Source organism: Streptomyces sp. NPDC047049 (genome assembly GCF_040643995.1).
Taxonomy (GTDB): Bacteria; Actinomycetota; Actinomycetes; order Streptomycetales; family Streptomycetaceae; genus Streptomyces; species Streptomyces mooreae.
In genome coordinates this window covers 38,854-52,389 of record NZ_JBEYVM010000001.1, presented here as the reverse complement: position 1 = coordinate 52,389, position 13,536 = coordinate 38,854, and the positions used below count along the sequence as shown (strand labels likewise).

The 13,536-nt window shown below is 71.1% G+C and carries 12 protein-coding genes; 7 read left to right on the top strand and 5 right to left on the bottom strand.

Annotated elements, in window-relative coordinates; translation table 11 throughout:
• Nucleotides 1–587: 587 nt before the first annotated feature.
• The 3 genes from ABZ851_RS00225 to leuE form a co-directional block, all read right to left on the bottom strand.
• Nucleotides 588–2,003 carry a glutamate decarboxylase gene (locus ABZ851_RS00225; RefSeq protein WP_361119949.1) on the bottom strand — a complete coding sequence of 472 codons (1,416 nt, stop codon included), beginning with the start codon at nucleotides 2,001–2,003 and terminating at the stop codon, nucleotides 588–590.
• A 16-nt stretch (nucleotides 2,004–2,019) separates the two neighbouring features.
• On the bottom strand, nucleotides 2,020–2,643 hold the full coding sequence (gene wrbA, locus ABZ851_RS00220) for an NAD(P)H:quinone oxidoreductase (RefSeq protein ID WP_361119946.1): 624 nt from the start codon (nucleotides 2,641–2,643) through the stop codon (nucleotides 2,020–2,022).
• Between the two features lie 158 nt (nucleotides 2,644–2,801).
• Nucleotides 2,802–3,467, bottom strand: coding sequence for a leucine efflux protein LeuE (gene leuE / locus ABZ851_RS00215; RefSeq protein ID WP_361119943.1), 666 nt, complete (start codon nucleotides 3,465–3,467; stop codon nucleotides 2,802–2,804).
• 115 nt (nucleotides 3,468–3,582) lie between these two features.
• Between leuE and ABZ851_RS00210 the strand changes: the two genes are divergently transcribed.
• The gene (locus ABZ851_RS00210) at nucleotides 3,583–4,341 is read left to right on the top strand and encodes a MerR family transcriptional regulator (protein WP_361119941.1); all 759 of its coding nucleotides are present in this window, start codon (nucleotides 3,583–3,585) and stop codon (nucleotides 4,339–4,341) included.
• Nucleotides 4,342–4,438: 97 nt separating this feature from the next.
• Here ABZ851_RS00210 and ABZ851_RS00205 read toward each other — a convergent pair whose 3' ends face one another.
• Complete coding sequence (locus ABZ851_RS00205) at nucleotides 4,439–4,807, bottom strand: YbjQ family protein (RefSeq protein WP_088799183.1); 369 nt, start codon at nucleotides 4,805–4,807, stop codon at nucleotides 4,439–4,441.
• Between the two features lie 207 nt (nucleotides 4,808–5,014).
• Here ABZ851_RS00205 and ABZ851_RS00200 point away from each other — a divergent pair, with 207 nt between their 5' ends.
• Both ABZ851_RS00200 and ABZ851_RS00195 read left to right on the top strand, forming a co-directional pair.
• Nucleotides 5,015–5,722 (top strand): VTT domain-containing protein, encoded by a 708-nt coding sequence (locus ABZ851_RS00200; RefSeq protein ID WP_336054755.1) that lies wholly within the window; start codon nucleotides 5,015–5,017, stop codon nucleotides 5,720–5,722.
• A 147-nt stretch (nucleotides 5,723–5,869) separates the two neighbouring features.
• Nucleotides 5,870–7,612, top strand: coding sequence for a threonine/serine exporter family protein (locus ABZ851_RS00195; RefSeq protein WP_361119938.1), 1,743 nt, complete (start codon nucleotides 5,870–5,872; stop codon nucleotides 7,610–7,612).
• A gap of 194 nt (nucleotides 7,613–7,806) precedes the next feature.
• On the opposite strand, the gene ABZ851_RS00190 is transcribed toward ABZ851_RS00195, so the two are convergent.
• Entirely contained in the window at nucleotides 7,807–8,301 is a 495-nt protein-coding gene (locus ABZ851_RS00190; RefSeq protein WP_088799186.1) for an inorganic diphosphatase, read from the bottom strand.
• An 86-nt stretch (nucleotides 8,302–8,387) separates the two neighbouring features.
• On the opposite strand from ABZ851_RS00190, the gene dacB reads away from it, so the two are divergent.
• From dacB to hpt, 4 genes are all read left to right on the top strand, one after another.
• Nucleotides 8,388–9,983 (top strand): D-alanyl-D-alanine carboxypeptidase/D-alanyl-D-alanine-endopeptidase, encoded by a 1,596-nt coding sequence (gene dacB / locus ABZ851_RS00185; RefSeq protein ID WP_361119936.1) that lies wholly within the window; start codon nucleotides 8,388–8,390, stop codon nucleotides 9,981–9,983.
• 321 nt (nucleotides 9,984–10,304) lie between these two features.
• Nucleotides 10,305–11,453 (top strand): zinc-dependent metalloprotease, encoded by a 1,149-nt coding sequence (locus tag ABZ851_RS00180; protein WP_361119933.1) that lies wholly within the window; start codon nucleotides 10,305–10,307, stop codon nucleotides 11,451–11,453.
• Nucleotides 11,454–11,641: 188 nt separating this feature from the next.
• Nucleotides 11,642–12,700: a tRNA lysidine(34) synthetase TilS gene (gene tilS / locus ABZ851_RS00175; protein ID WP_361119930.1), complete on the top strand. Its 1,059-nt coding sequence runs from the start codon at nucleotides 11,642–11,644 to the stop codon at nucleotides 12,698–12,700.
• An 86-nt stretch (nucleotides 12,701–12,786) separates the two neighbouring features.
• Complete coding sequence (gene hpt / locus ABZ851_RS00170) at nucleotides 12,787–13,326, top strand: hypoxanthine phosphoribosyltransferase (RefSeq protein ID WP_030077134.1); 540 nt, start codon at nucleotides 12,787–12,789, stop codon at nucleotides 13,324–13,326.
• The last annotated feature ends 210 nt before the right edge of the window (nucleotides 13,327–13,536 follow it).

Genomic DNA, 13,536 nt, shown 5'->3' with positions numbered 1-13,536 from the left:
GCAGAAAGGCGCCGCCAATGCCTTGGAACTGCTAACGAAATGATCTGCGAGGTGGTGGGACCGTTCCGGGGCCGGTGATCCTGGTGTGTGCGTGAAGACGCGGCCGAAGCCATGGGGCGTTGATGACGAGCTGGGGGCCGGTGACCAGGCCCTCCGGCTCTGTCGGTGACGTACCGGAAAGAGCGGAACCACGGTCGACGAGAGCCGGAGCCTCACGTCGACGCATGCCCGAGCCGGCATGATTTCGCGGGCCGAAAAGACCTCTGCTGACGAAATCCCCTTGATTCCGCAGAGAGGCGGGTTCGATTGATGTCATGCGTAGGGGCTCGGGCAACTCCAGTAATTCAATTGGGTGTGAGATGCTCAAGGGGAGGTTGCGCTCGTGGGTGTACAACTGAGATCGGATTTCGCTGCGGGACGCTGTGGATATGTGGATCGCGATGTGTCGCATGACCCCGGTGAGTCGCCTGTTTCCCGGCGTAGCGCCGCCGATGCTGACCCAGGCTGACTTTCCAGATGTTCCGTCAGCTGAACGCGGCCCACGCCTCCGCGCTGTCGGAATTGCCTCAACTTCGCCAAGTCAAGTCCTAGTGGTGGAACGCCGTCGCCACGCTCTCCGGGCGTTGCAGTGGTCCCGGCTGTTGGCGGAGTTCGGTCAGCAGCTCTTCCAGGTCCGCGATGAACAGGTCGGCGAGGTCCAGGGAGAAGCCGTTGCGGCAGACCACCCGCAGGACGGACAGGTCCTCGCGCTTCGGGGGGAAGGTGTAGGCGGGGAGCAGCCAGCCGCGTTCCTTCATCCGCCGGGAGACGTCGAAGACATCGAAGGCGGTGACGTCGTCCGCGGTGGTGAAGGCGAAGACGGGCAGCTGGTCGCCCCGGGTGAGCAGTCTGAAGTCGCCCAGGGCGCCGATCCGTTCGGCCATCGACCGGGCCACGTCGCGGGTCGCCTGCTGGACGGCGCGGAAGCCGGCCCGGCCGAGCCGGAGGAAGGTGTAGTACTGCGCGGCGACCTGGGCGCCGGGCCGGGAGAAGTTGAGCGCGAAGGTCGGCATGTCGCCGCCCAGGTAGTTGACGCGGAAGACCAGCTCCTCGGGCAGCGCCTCCGTATTGCGCCACAGCGCCCAGCCGACGCCCGGGTAGACCAGGCCGTACTTGTGCCCCGAGGTGTTGATGGAGGCGACCCGCGGCAGCCGGAAGTCCCAGACCACGTCCGGGTCGAGGAACGGCGCGATCATGGCGCCGGACGCGCCGTCCACATGGACCGGGATGTCCCAGCCCTTCTGCTTCTGGACCTCGTCGAGCGCCGCGCAGATCTCGGCCACCGGCTCGTACGACCCGTCGAAGGTCGAGCCGAGGATCGCCACCACGCCGATGGTGTTCTCGTCGCAGAGCGCGGCGGCGGAGTCCGCGTCCAGGTGGAAGCGGTCGCCCTCCAGCGGGACCGTGCGCGCCTCGACCTCCCAGAAGTTGCAGAACTTCTCCCAGCAGACCTGGACGTTGGCGCCCATGACGAGGTTGGGCCGGGCCTGACCCGGATACCGGTCCTTGTTGCGCTGCATCCAGCGCCGTTTGAGGGCCATGCCGGCGAGCATGCAGGCCTCGCTCGACCCGGTGGTGGAGCAGCCGACGGCCTCGGACGGGACGGGGGCGTGCCACAGGTCGGCGAGCATCGCCACACACCGCTTCTCCAGTTCGGCGGTGCGCGGGTACTCGTCCTTGTCGATCATGTTCTTGTCCCGGCACTCCGCCATCAGCACCCCGGCCTGCGGCTCCATCCAGGTGGTGACGAACGTCGCCAGATTCAGCCGGGAGTTGCCGTCCAGCATCAGCTCGTCGTGCACGAACTGGTAGGCGGTGCGCGGGGAGACCGGGCCGTCGGGCAGGGTGTGCCGTGGTGGCGCGGACTCCATGCCGGCGACCGGGTCGGCCTCCCCGTAGAACGGGTTGACCGGATGTCCGATGTGCTTGCGGTCGGAGGCCGATGCGCCTTTGTGCAGAGTCATCTCTCGCCCCTACCCGTCAACTGGCCAAGGAAAGGCCGTGTTTGACGGCCTTGGTGAACTTCACCACGCGCTCCGCCTGGATGCGGGCGGCGGTGCGCGCGTCGTCGTCGAGCGGGGTGTCCGGGCCGCCGACGTGAGAGGTGCCGTAGGGATTGCCGTCGCGGAACTTCGCCGGGTCGGTGTAGCCCGGCGTCACGAGGATCCCGCCGAAATGGTGGACGGTGTGGTAGAGCGCGAGCAGGGTGGACTCCTGGCCGCCGTGCCGGGTGGCGCTCGCGGTGAAGCCGCTGTAGATCTTGTCCGCCAGTCTGCCCTGCTGCCAGAGGCCGCCCAGGGTGTCGAGGTACTGCTTGAGCTGCGAGGAGACGTTCCCGAAGCGGGTGGGGGTCCCGAAGATCACCGCGTCCGCCCAGAGCATGTCCTCGTGGGTGGCCTCCATGATGTCGGCGGTGGCCGTGGCGTTCGCCGCCCATGCCGGGTTGGCGTCGATCGCGGTCTGCGGTGCGAGTTCCGCGGTCCGGCGCAGTCGTACGTCGGCCCCCGCGTGCTCGGCGGCGTCCGCGATCCGCCGGGCGAGCTCGGCGATGGTGCCGGTCGACGAGTAGTAGATGACGGCGACCTTCACATCGTGCACGGGCATCGGCGTACCTCCTGGAACCCGACAATAAGGGCATAGGGGGTAAGTGGCCTCCAGGGTTCACCCAGTGGAAGCGCAACGGGCGGGCGGCCGTCCCGAGGGACCGCCACCCGCCCGTATCCGTCTTCACGAGACGCCGGGTCCGCCCGCCCGGCGCCGGCTCAGCTCGCGCTCGCCAGTGACAGCTTCGCGGCGAAGCCGAGGAACGCCGCGCCCGCACCCGCGGACAGCCCGGCGGTCAGCCGCTTGCGGCGGCGGAAGGTCGCCGCCAGAAACGTCCCGCTGAAGATCAGGACCGACAGGTACGTGAAGCTGAACAGCTGCGCCCAGGCACCCAGCGTCAGGAACGACAGCACCGGATGGGCATAGGACGGGTCGACGAACTGCACGAAGAAGGAGATGAAGAACAGGATCGCCTTCGGGTTGAGCAGGCTGACCACCAGCGCCCTGCGGTACGGCCGCTCCACGGTCTCCTTCGGCGCCTCGGACGCCCCGCCCCGCCGCTCGGCCCGGCGCGCCTCCCGGCCGCGCCACAGCGCCCAGGCGCCGCGCAGCATCCCGACCGCCAGCCACGTCAGATAGCCCGCGCCGGCGAACTTCACCACGGCGAACAGCACCGGGCTGGTCTGCAGCAGCGAGGCCACCCCGCCGGCCGACAGCGTCATCAGCACCGTGTCACCGCACAGCACCCCGGCCGCCGCCCGGTAGGCCACCCGCGGGCCGCGCCGGGCCGCCACCGACACGACGTACAGCGAATTCGGCCCCGGCAGCAGAATGATCAGCGCGAGACCCACCAGATACGTGGACAGATCCGTTATCCCCAGCATGTGCGGCAGGATCTCATCCCCCCGTTCACCGCCTCACCGGCTTTTCATGATGCGGACTTGCGCCTCACGCGACGTGAGGACACATCGTGGAGCGCGAAGCGAGAGGGGAGCGGAAGTGAGCTATTCGGTAGGGCAGGCCGCCGCCTTCGCCGGAGTGACGGTGCGCACCTTGCACCACTACGACGAGATCGGGCTGCTGCTGCCCGGCGCACGCAACCATGCAGGTCACCGGCGCTACGGCGAGGACGATCTGGACCGGCTGCAGCAGATCCTGTTCTACCGGGAGCTCGGCTTTCCGCTCGACGAGGTCGCGGCCCTCCTGGACGACCCGCACACGGATCCGCAGGACCATCTGCGGCGCCAGCACGGCCTGCTGACCGGGCGGATCGCCAGACTCCAGGAGATGGCCGCGGCCGTCGAACACGCGATGGAGGCACGCAGGATGAAGGTACGGCTCACACCGGAGGAGAAGTTCGAGGTCTTCGGGGGCTTCGACCCCGATGACCACGCCGCGGAGGCCGAGGAGCGCTGGGGCGGCACGGACGCCTACCAGGAGGCGCAGCGCAGGACGGCCGCGTACACCAAGGACGACTGGCAGCGCCTGACCGCCGAGTTCGACGCCCTGCACCGCACGATGGCGGACCTGCTCGCGCGGGACGTGCCGGCGGATTCCGAGGCGGCCATGGATGTCGCGGAGGAGCACCGGCGGTTCATCTGCGGTGCGTACTACGACTGCACCCACGAGGGCCACAGCGGACTCGGCGAGATGTATGTCGCGGACGAGCGGTTCACCGCCACCTACGAGGCCATCAGGCCCGGCCTCGCCGTCTACATGCGGGACGCGATGCTGGCCAACGCCGTCCGCCACCTGTGATCCGTACGGGCCGGGAGCGCGCCCCGGCCCGTAGGGGTCGCTTCCGCCGTGTGCTTCGGGGGCGGTGCGCCACCCGCCGCACACCCCGGCCCGGCGCTCAGCCCTGCGGGGAGAGCACCACAGCCGTCCCGTAGGCGCACACCTCGGTGCCCACGTCCGCGGCTTCCGTGACATCGAAGCGGAACATCAGCACCGCATTCGCACCGCGCGAGCGGGCCTGCTCCACCAGCCGTTCCATCGCCTGGTTACGGGTCTCGACCAGGGTCTTGGTCAGGCCCCGCAGCTCGCCGCCGATCATCGACTTCAGGCCCGCGCCGATCTGGCTGCCGAGGTGGCGCGAGCGCACGGTCAGGCCGAAGACCTCGCCGATGACACGTTCCACGTGAAACCCCGGGACGTCGTTGGTCGTGACCACCAGCACATCGGACTGCGCATGCTGCCCGCCGCCGTACTCCTCGATACCCATGGCGCGCACCTCCTTGCGGCCAGCATCACCCGGTCCGTCGGGCGCGGCCAGCGGTCGGGGGCGCTCGGGTGGGCCCCCGGGGCCCGCCTGGAACCAAGGGAGGCCGTGTGGCGTTGATAGTTTTGGGCCGCACACGCGCCTGCACCCTCGTCGCTTCGCTCGTCGCACCGCACGATCCGGCGCCCTCGACCCAGGAGCCTTCACCTCGTGAATACTCTCGCGCTCGGCCCTCAGTGGCTGGACCCGGACTATCTGATCGCGACCTTCGGCCTGGCCGGCGTCCTGGTCATCGTCTTCGCGGAGTCCGGCCTGCTGATCGGCTTCTTCCTGCCGGGCGACTCGCTGCTGTTCACCACCGGACTGCTGGTGACGACGAACAAGCTGGACCGGCCGCTGTGGCTGGTGTGTTCCCTGGTGGTGCTGGCCGCCGTCCTCGGTGACCAGGCGGGCTATCTTTTCGGCCGCAAGGTCGGCCCCTCGCTCTTCAAGCGCCCCGACTCCCGCCTCTTCAAGCAGGAGAACGTCGAGAAAGCGCATGCGTTCTTCGAGAAGCACGGCCCCAAGTCGCTGATCCTGGCGCGCTTCGTACCGATCGTGCGGACCTTCACGCCGATCATCGCCGGTGTGAGCCGGATGAACTACCGCTCCTTCATCACCTTCAACCTGATCGGCGGCGCCCTGTGGGGCGCCGGTGTCACGCTGCTCGGCGCCTCGCTGGGGAACATCGCGTTCGTCCACCAGCACATCGAGCTGATCCTGGTCGCGATCGTGCTGGTCTCCGTCGTACCGATCGCCATCGAGTACCTCCGCGCCCGCGGCAAGGCCAAGAACGAGCAGCCCGCCCCGCCCCACCCGGCGGACCGCGCCCACGGCCCCGCCCAGGACACCCGCCGCGGCCGCCACGCCAAGCGCTGACCACCGGCCACCGCCCGTCGCCTTACCCCACGGCCCCGCGCACCGGACCGGTAGCCGAAACGTCGCCCCCGCGCACGCGCCGTCCACCCCCATCAGGCATCGTGTCCTTCGTATCCGTCAGGAGGCTTACGAGGAGAGCGAAGAACCGTGGCGTCGGACCCACAACGCGGCCAGCGCGGCGCGAGCGGAAGTGGCAGCAGCAGCGGCGGCGGCCCGGACCCGGCAGATTCCGAGGAGCGCAAGCCCCAGCCGGACGAGGTGCACAGCGCCTTCACCCCGCCGCTGGGCGTGCCGTATCCGCCGCTGCCCGAGGACGAGCACCCCACCTCCGAGTTCGCGCTGCCCTCCGGCCTGCGCCCGGAGGCTCCCGCAGAGCAGGAGGGCTCGGCGTTCTCGCCGCCCAGCGGCACCACCGGCCAGACCCCGATGCCCGCCGGCTCCACCGCCCTCAGCTACGCCTTCACCCCGCCGCACGGCATCCCCGCCGTCCGCCTCACCAAGGAGGCGCCCTGGCAGGACCGGATGCGCACGATGCTGCGGATGCCGGTGGGGGAGCGGCCGGTCCCCGAACGCGTCGAGCGGGCCGACGACGAGACCGGCCCGGCCGTACCCCGCGTACTCGACCTGACGCTGCGTATCGGGGAGATCCTGCTGGCCGGCGGCGAGGGCGCCGAGGACGTCGAGGCCGCGATGTTCGGTGTGGCGCACGCCTACGGGCTGGAGCGCGTCGAGCCGACGGTCACCTTCACCCTGCTGTCGATCTCGTACCAGCCGTCGCTGGTCGACGACCCGGTCACGGCGAGCCGGACGGTGCGTCGCCGCGGCGTCGACTACAACCGGCTGTCCGCGGTCTTCCGGCTCGTCGACGAGATCACCTCCGAGGGCATCACCCTCGAAGAGGCCTACCGCGGCCTCGCCGAGATCCGCCGTAACCGCCACCCCTACCCGAGCTGGGCGCTGACGGTGGCCTCCGGGCTGCTGTCCGGTGCCGCCTCCATGCTGGTCGGCGGCACGATGCTGGTGTTCGTCGCGGCCGCGGTGGGCTCGATGCTCGGTGACCGGCTGGCCTGGCTCGCGTCCGGGCGCGGACTGCCGGAGTTCTACCAGTTCGTGGTCGCCGCGATGCCGCCCGCCGCGGTGGGTGTCGCCTTCGCTCTGGCGCACGCCGATGTGCAGGCCTCCGCGGTGATCACCGGTGGTCTGTTCGCACTGATCCCGGGGCGGGCGCTGGTCGCCGGTGTCCACGACGGACTGACCGGCTACTACATCACAGCCGCCGCCCGGCTGCTGGAGGTCGGCTACCTCATCGTCGGCATCGTCGTCGGCGTGCTCAGCGTGCTCTACATCGGCCTTCAGCTGAATCCCGGCCTGCGGCGGCTCAACCCCGAGCAGTCGCTGGGGGAGTACAACGTGCCGGTGGTGCAGACCGTGGCGGCCATGCTGCTGGCGCTGGCGTTCTGTGTGCTGCTCCAGCAGGAACGTCACACCGTGGCGTTTGCGACCCTGAACGGCGGCGTCGCCTGGGTCGTGTACGGCGCGCTCACCTACGTCGCCGGGATAAACGCCGTGCCCGCCACCGCGATCGCGGCCGGACTGGTCGGCCTGTTCGGCCAGTTGCTCTCCCGCTACCGCTATGCGTCCGCGCTGCCGTACGTCACCGCGGCCATCGGCCCGCTGCTGCCCGGTAGCGCCACGTACTTCGGCCTGCTCAACTTCGCCCAGGGGCATCTGCCGCAGGGCCTGACGTCGCTGGTCCAGGCCGCCTCGCTGGCGCTGGCCATCGCGGTGGGGGTCAACCTCGGCGCCGAGGTCGCCCGGCTGTTCCTGCGGGCGCCCGGCATCGAGGAGGCCGGCGGCCGCCGCGCCGCCAAGCGCACCCGCGGCTTCTAGGGCCTGTCGTTTGGATCATGCCGGGCTCGCCCCGGCAGGCGGCGCACCCCCGGCGGGCGGCGCACTGCCCGCGACACGCACGACGGGCGGCAACCCAACCGGGTGCCGCCCGTTCGCGTAAGAAAATCAGTCCGCGGACCCCGGCGCGTCGCGGTCACGAAAACCCCGCCGCGCGCCGGAACCGTACGGCTGTGTCAGTGCTTGCCGCCCTGCGCCTCGAGGCGCTTGTACGAGGCCTCGATCTCGGCCTCGGCCTCGGTGCGGCCGACCCAGTTGGCGCCCTCGACGGACTTGCCGGGCTCCAGGTCCTTGTAGACCTCGAAGAAGTGCTGGATCTCCAGGCGGTCGAACTCCGACACGTGGTGGATGTCCCGCAGGTGCTCCACCCGCGGGTCGGACGCCGGCACGCACAGCAGCTTGTCGTCGCCGCCGGCCTCGTCCGTCATCCGGAACATGCCGATGGCGCGGCACTTGATGAGGCAGCCGGGGAAGGTCGGCTCGTCCAGGATGACCAGCGCGTCCAGCGGGTCGCCGTCCTCGCCCAGGGTGTCCTCGACGAAGCCGTAGTCGGCCGGGTAGCTGGTCGAGGTGAAGAGTCGACGGTCCAGGCGGATCCGACCGGTCTCGTGGTCCACCTCGTACTTGTTCCGCGAACCCTTCGGGATCTCGATGGTGACGTCGAACTCCACGGGTGGCTCCTCCATGATCAACACATACGTCTGGTGATTAAGTGTCCCCCACGCAGGTGTGTGGTGGCGAAAGGGGCTGGTCCGAGGTGCCGGAGACCGGAAAGTGGCAGGTCAGATGGCAGTCGGCGCAGCGGTCCGGGCGGGCGGCGACGCGCGCGGCGGTCCGTGCGGCGCAGCGCGCGGCGGACGCGGCGCGCCGTACGGCCGAGCCCGCGCGGCATGCGTGGGAGGCCACACCGCGCCATACCCGGCAAACCTGGCGGCTGACGGCGGTCTCCGCAGCCACCGGCCTGGCGGTCGCGCTCGCCGCGGTGGCAGCGGCGGGGCCGTGGGACTCGGGTCAGCGTACGGCCGAGCGCGCACAGGCGGGCTCCATGGACGGTGCCAGTGGTGAGCATCACGCCGCCGACCCCGGGCGGGCACCCAGCGCCCCGCCCGTCCTGCCCGCGCTCGGCGGCGCGGCGCCCGGCTCCGCGGGCCGCGGCGCGGCCCCCGTGCCCACCGAGGCGGGACTGGCCGACGCGCTCTCCCCGCTGCTGAAGGACCCCGCGCTCGGCCCGCTGCGTACCGCCTCCGTCCTGGACGTCGCCGCGGGCCGCGAGGTCTTCGGCGAGGGCCAGGGCACGGCCGCCACCCCCGCCTCCACCGTCAAGCTCGCCACCGCCGTCGCCGCGCTCTCCGCGCTCGGACCCGACCACCGCATCGACACCACCGTCGTCATGGGCGGCAAGAACCGCATCGTCCTGGTCGGCGGCGGCGACCCCACGCTCACCGCCCGCGCCCCGCGACACGGCGCCGAGGAACAGCCCGCGAATCTGCGCACCCTCGCCGACGCCACCGCCCGCGCCCTCAAGAAGCGCCACCTCACCAAGGTCGGTCTCGGCTACGACACCGGCGCGTACACGGGCCCCGCCCTGCACCCCATCGGCCCGAACGAGAACATCGCCCCCGTCACCGCCCTGATGACCGACGAGGGGCGCCTGGACGACAGCGACCACGGCACCGCGCCCCGCAGCACCGATCCGGCCCGCGACGCGGCCCGCACCTTCGCCGGACTGCTGCACGAGCGCGGCATCACGGTCGACGGCGGCCCGTCGTACGCCAAGGCCCCCGAGAAGCCCGACCGGATCGCCACCGTCCGCTCGCTGCCGCTGTCCGCGCTCGTCGAGCGGATGCTCACCTACAGCGACAACGACATCGCCGAGGCCCTGGCCCGCCAGACCGCCCTCGCCCTGCGGCAGCCGCCCGGCTTCGCCGGCGCCGGAAAGGCCGTCCGCACCGCCCTCGCCCGGCAGCACCTGCCCCTGTCCGGCGCGGTCTTCGAGGACGGCAGCGGCCTGGACCGCGACGACAAGGTCACCGCCGCCCTGCTCTCCCACCTCCTGCTGCAGGCCTCGTCGCCCGACCGGCCCGCGCTGCGCCCCGTCCTCACCGGCCTCCCGGTGGCCGCCTTCACCGGCACCCTCAGCGACCGCTACCGGGGCCAGAGCGCCGGCGCCGGCGCCGTACGCGCAAAGACCGGCACCCTCACCGGCGTGAACACCCTTGCCGGCACCGTCGTCGACGCCGACGGCCGGCTCCTGGTCTTCTCCTTCATGACCACCGGCACCACCGACCCGCAAGGCGCCCAGAACGCCCTCGACAAACTCGCCTCGGCGGTGGCCAATTGCGGCTGCCGCTGAGTCCCGGGACCGCCGACCCCACCAGCCTTCACTTTCTCCCCCACGGGAGGGGACGGGCCGGAGGGGCCTGGTGTGTGGGGCTTTGCTTCCGAAGGCTCCGAGAAAGAGCAAAGGCGGAGCGCAGCGGAGCGTAAAGCGAAGCAGTCCACACACCAGGCCCCGGAGGCCCGTCACCGCACCCACCGCCCCGCGCAGCGGACCCGGCCCGCCGCCAGGCGAAACGGCGAGAAGCCCCTACGGCGGGACAGCCGAAAACGCGCGCCGAGGCAAAGCGCGGCGAACCGGCTACCCCGACGCCACGCGCCCACGTACGGTGAACTCATGACGAGCATCGGTGGAACCGAGATGGTCGACTGGAACCTCGCGGTCGCGACCGCGACCCGGTTCGTACGGCCGGGACCAGAGGTGAGCCGGGACGAGGCGCGCGCGATCGTCGCCGAGCTGCGCAAGCACGCCAAGTCCTCCGAGGCGCACGTCCGGGCCTTCACGCGGATGGCACAGCCCGACGCGACGGGCGATGCGCCGCATGACACGCCGGTCCTCGTCGTGGACCGGCCCGGCTGGATCAAGGCGAACGTCGCCGGTTTCCGGGCCGTGCTCAAGCCGCTGCTGGCCAAGATGGAGGACCGCCGCTCGGCGCTCCCCGGCGGCGCGGTGCTCGGCGCGGTGGGCGGCAAGGTCACCGGCGTGGAGCTGGGCATGCTGCTGTCGTTCCTGGCCTCGCGGGTCCTCGGCCAGTACGAGACCTTCGCCCCGGCCTCCCGGGACCTGCCGGCGGGGGCACAGGGCGGACGGCTGCTGCTCGTCGCGCCCAACATCGTGCACGTGGAGCGCGAGCTGGAGGTGGAACCGCACGACTTCCGGCTGTGGGTGTGCCTCCACGAGGAGACCCACCGCACCCAGTTCACCGCCGTGCCCTGGCTGCGGGACCACATCGAGGGCGAGATCCAGGCGTTCCTCGGGGAGACGGACATCGACCCGGGCACCCTCCTGGAGCGGCTGCGCGAGGCCGCCCAGTCGCTGGCCGGCGCCAAGCCCGAGGGCGAGGAGGGCGAGGAGGAGAGCAGCCGCTCCCTCGTCGATCTCGTCCAGACGCCCGCCCAGCGCGAGATCCTTGGCCGGCTGACGGCGGTGATGTCCCTGCTGGAGGGCCACGCGGACTACGTGATGGACGGCGTGGGCCCCGATGTCGTGCCGTCGGTCGCCGAGATCCGTGAGAAGTTCCAGAAGCGCCGGGCCAGCGGCGCCGGGCGGCTGGACCAGGCGCTGCGCAGGCTGCTCGGCCTGGACGCCAAGCTGCGGCAGTACCGCGACGGCGAGCGGTTCGTCAGCGCGGTCGTCGAGGAGGTGGGGATGGACGGCTTCAACCGCGTCTGGACGTCGCCGAACACCCTCCCGACCAAACAAGAGATCGCCAAACCGGCGGACTGGGTCGCGCGGGTGCACCGCAAAGCGGACGGGGCACCGTAATCGAACGGCGTGAGCTGGGCACGCCGGGTGGCAGTAGCGCGCCCCTTCAATCACCCGTCTGAGGGACCGTTACGGATGGATAGGCGTGCAATGCTCGGGGAACCGCTCGCCTCTGTCACCATCTAGGCACTCTGTGTGACGAAGATGCCCTCACCGGCGGGCTCCCAGCTGAACGATTGGAAACGGACATGGGTCCCCATCCAGCGGTCGCCGCGATACGCCTGGCGGTCCGCCGCGTACTCCACGACGTCCTCACCCACCACTGCGCGCAGGACCGGCACGAGCCCCCGCTCGTGCTCGTCGCCTGCTCCGGCGGCGCCGATTCGATGGCGCTCGCCTCCGCCCTCGCCTTCGAGGCCCCCAAGCTCGGGGTCCGCGCCGGGGGCGTCACCATCGACCACGGCCTCCAGGAGGGCTCGGACCTCCGCGCCGCCGAGGTCGCCCTGCGGCTGCGGGGCCTGCGACTGGACCCCGTCGAGGTCGTCGCCGTCGATGTGGACCAGCCGAACCGGGTGGCGCACGGCACCGCGTACCGGGGTGGTGGCGGGCGCGGGGCGGGCGGACCGGAAGCCGCCGCCCGTGACGCTCGTTACGCCGCCCTGGACGCCACCGCCGAGCGGCACGGCGCCACCGCGGTCCTCCTCGGCCACACCCGCGACGACCAGGCGGAAACGGTGCTGCTCGGCCTCGCCCGCGGCTCCGGGACCCGCTCGCTCTCCGGTATGGCGGCGACCAGCGGCAGGGACGGCCGCTACCGCCGGCCCTTCCTCGACGTGGACCGTCAGACCGCCCGCAAGGCCTGCCTGATCCAGTCGCTGCCCGTCTGGGACGACCCGCACAACACCGACCCCGCCTACACCCGCTCACGCCTGCGCCACGAGGGCCTGCCCGCCCTGGAGAAGGCGCTCGGCAAGGGCGTCGTCGAGGCGCTGGCCCGTACCGCCCAGCTCTCCCGTGACGATGCCGACGCCCTGGACGCCTGGGCTGCCGACGCGGAGGGCACGGTCCTCGACGACACCGGCACCCTCGACATCGCCGCTCTCTTCGTCCTGCCCCCCGCGGTGCGCCGCCGGGTGCTGCGCCGGGCCGTCATCGCCGCCGGCGCACCGGCCGGTTCGCTCTTCGCCCGCCACATCGAAGAAGTGGACCGGCTGATCACGGCCTGGCGGGGGCAGGGGGCCATCAACCTCCCCGGGCGAGTGGGTGTGCGACGGCAGGGTGGCAGACTGGTGATCCGGCAGGGCTGAGCCGCAGACGCTGCCCCGCATCCGAAGTCTCACGACTGACGCGAACACCGAACAGAGCGAGAGTGGCACGGGTGGACGACAAGGACATGGGCTCCGACCTTCAGTCGGTTCTCATCAGCAAGGAAGAGATCGACGCGAAGCTGGCTGAGCTGGCCGCGAAGATCGACGCGGAGTACGCGGGCAAGGACCTGCTCATCGTCGGTGTCCTCAAGGGCGCCGTGATGGTCATGGCGGACCTGGCGCGCGCGCTGTCCACCCCCGTCACGATGGACTGGATGGCCGTGTCGTCGTACGGCGCGGGCACCCAGTCCTCCGGTGTGGTCCGCATCCTCAAGGACCTCGACACCGACATCAAGGGCAAGCACGTCCTGATCGTCGAGGACATCATCGACTCCGGCCTGACGCTGTCGTGGCTGCTGTCGAACCTCGGCTCGCGCGAGCCGGCCTCGCTGGAGGTCTGCACGCTGCTGCGCAAGCCGGACGCGGCCAAGGTCGCCATCGACGTGAAGTGGATCGGCTTCGACATCCCCAACGAGTTCGTGGTGGGGTACGGCCTCGATTTCGCGGAGAAGTACCGCAATCTGCCGTTCGTCGGTACTCTCGCGCCGCACGTCTACGGCGGCTGACGGCGCTGCGCGTGCCCGTCCGGCCGGCGTGGCCGGACGGGGCCCGGCCCGGCTGCCGCGGGGCGGCGGGAACCCTTCGGGGCCGCCCGCCGTTGGAGCAGGGAGAGCGGAATCCCCGGCTTCGTGTTCACCCTCGGCGCAGGCGCCGGGTGACAATGCTGGGGTACCGTCCGAAGGCAGTTCTTTTTCGGGCCAGTAATACACCGTACG

Excerpts from the sequence above, each read along its gene's own strand:
- ABZ851_RS00225 (WP_361119949.1), bottom strand. The coding sequence starts at position 2,003 with ATGACTCTGCACAAAGGCGCATCGGCCTCCGACCGCAAGCACATCGGA.
- wrbA (WP_361119946.1), bottom strand. The coding sequence starts at position 2,643 with ATGCCCGTGCACGATGTGAAGGTCGCCGTCATCTACTACTCGTCGACC.
- leuE (WP_361119943.1), bottom strand. The coding sequence starts at position 3,467 with ATGCTGGGGATAACGGATCTGTCCACGTATCTGGTGGGTCTCGCGCTG.
- ABZ851_RS00205 (WP_088799183.1), bottom strand. The coding sequence starts at position 4,807 with ATGGGTATCGAGGAGTACGGCGGCGGGCAGCATGCGCAGTCCGATGTG.
- ABZ851_RS00180 (WP_361119933.1), top strand. The coding sequence starts at position 10,305 with ATGACGAGCATCGGTGGAACCGAGATGGTCGACTGGAACCTCGCGGTC.
- tilS (WP_361119930.1), top strand. The coding sequence starts at position 11,642 with ATGGGTCCCCATCCAGCGGTCGCCGCGATACGCCTGGCGGTCCGCCGC.
- hpt (WP_030077134.1), top strand. The coding sequence starts at position 12,787 with ATGGGCTCCGACCTTCAGTCGGTTCTCATCAGCAAGGAAGAGATCGAC.